Origin of the sequence: Mycobacterium sp. THU-M104, from assembly GCF_049197365.1 — a bacterium.
Taxonomy (GTDB): domain Bacteria; phylum Actinomycetota; class Actinomycetes; order Mycobacteriales; family Mycobacteriaceae; genus Mycobacterium.
Genome location: NZ_JBMIOP010000283.1, coordinates 1 through 1,444, shown reverse-complemented (window position 1 = coordinate 1,444; position 1,444 = coordinate 1). Strand labels below are relative to the sequence as shown.

The 1,444-nt window shown below is 64.1% G+C and carries 2 protein-coding genes; both read right to left on the bottom strand.

All coding sequences use genetic code 11. The annotated features are described in order from the left end of the window. Positions 1-456, bottom strand: a 456-nt coding sequence (locus ACOJVU_RS20245; protein WP_421531414.1) for a PPE family protein, incomplete at its 3' end; no start/stop codon positions are given. Between the two features lie 79 nt (positions 457-535). Continuing rightward, a partial coding sequence (locus tag ACOJVU_RS20240; protein WP_421531413.1) for a PE/PPE C-terminal domain-containing protein occupies positions 536-1,444 on the bottom strand: 909 nt, incomplete at its 5' end.

Below are 1,444 nucleotides of genomic sequence, written 5' to 3'. Positions count from 1 at the left end.
CATCGCGGTGGCGTCTTGCGCCCACATTTCGCTGTAATCGGCTTGATTGGCCGCGATCGCTGCGGTGTTCTGCCCAAAGACGTTGGTGTTGAGCAGGGTTGCCAGCGCGGCACGGTTGGCCGCGATCACCGACGGCGGAACCGTGCCGGCAAAAGCCTCCTCATAGGCCGCTACCGTGGCCCTGGCCTGATTCGCGGTCTGAACAGCCTGTGCGGCAGTGGTGTTCATCCACCGCAAATACGGTTCAACAGCGGCGAGCATCGCCGCCGCCGAACCGCCCCGCCAGGAACCGTCGGTCAACTCGGTGATCACCGCCCGATACGAATTCGCTGCCGATGTCAGCGCCGCCGCCAACCGATCCCAGGCGCTAGCAACAGACAACATCGGCGCCGAACCAGCCCCGGCATACATCCGCGCCGAATTGACCTCCGGCGGCAACACCGCAAAATCAATCATCAACGTCGCTCACCTGTCTCTACGATTGCCATTTCCGGCCGGGTTAGGGACCAGCAATTTCGCCAGTAACGTCGCATGATCACCTCCGTCCGGATACCGGTCCCAGACCGGCTAGCCTGAGCAACGAATCCGCCGAGCGCTCAAGCGCATCGCGTTCCGTTGCCAAGTCCGATAGCATCTGACGCAATCTTCGGAGTTCTTCGCGCCCACTCGCTGTGGCCTCGTGGCCAGCGGGTGGGCAAGGCCGGATAGAACGGTGCTGGACAGCACCACCAGCATCGGTCGCCCGGGCGGTCTGCGGATTCGCCTCGGCGTTGGATTGACCGCCCGATTCTCGCTGGCCACTGCTTGGAGCATTGACCATGCCGGCAACCGGCGGAATCCCACCGAGCATGCCGCCCGGTGCAGCTATTCCAGCCTCCGGCAAATTCGCCACACCCGTAGTCGGCAATACCGCCGCCGCAAGCCGAATCCTTTGGGGAGCCGAACCCCATGCCGGTGGCGCCGACAAGCCGCCGACCGGCGTCGCGCGGCCCAGCCCCGCCGACACCTCTGATCTGTAGCAATCTGCTGAGGTGGGCGCAGATGCCCCGAGCGGTGTCGATGGAACCGGATCGATGCCAGGGGATACCGACGAAGCTAGTTCTGCACCGGGGCCGCCAGCCGTAGTGAGCGATGCAGCGAAACCTCGTGCGGCCGTTTCGGCGCCGACGACGGCCGGAGTAAAAAACATCAACTCGATCTGCGCGGGCCCGAATGCGCCTAACGGAATATCTTCATATACAGTCACGTCTCCGACGAATGTGGCCAACCCGCTAATGGTTGGGTTGGAGGCGATCTGTTTCGCTAGCTGAGTCAGTGGCCCCGGAGTGGCGGCGGCAGCGGTGGGGGTGGTGGTTTGGGGTGCGGGGGTGAAAGTGGTCAGCTTGGGTGCTGCCGCGGCGGTGTTGACCGCGTAGGTGTGCATCGCGGTGGCGTCTTGCGCCCA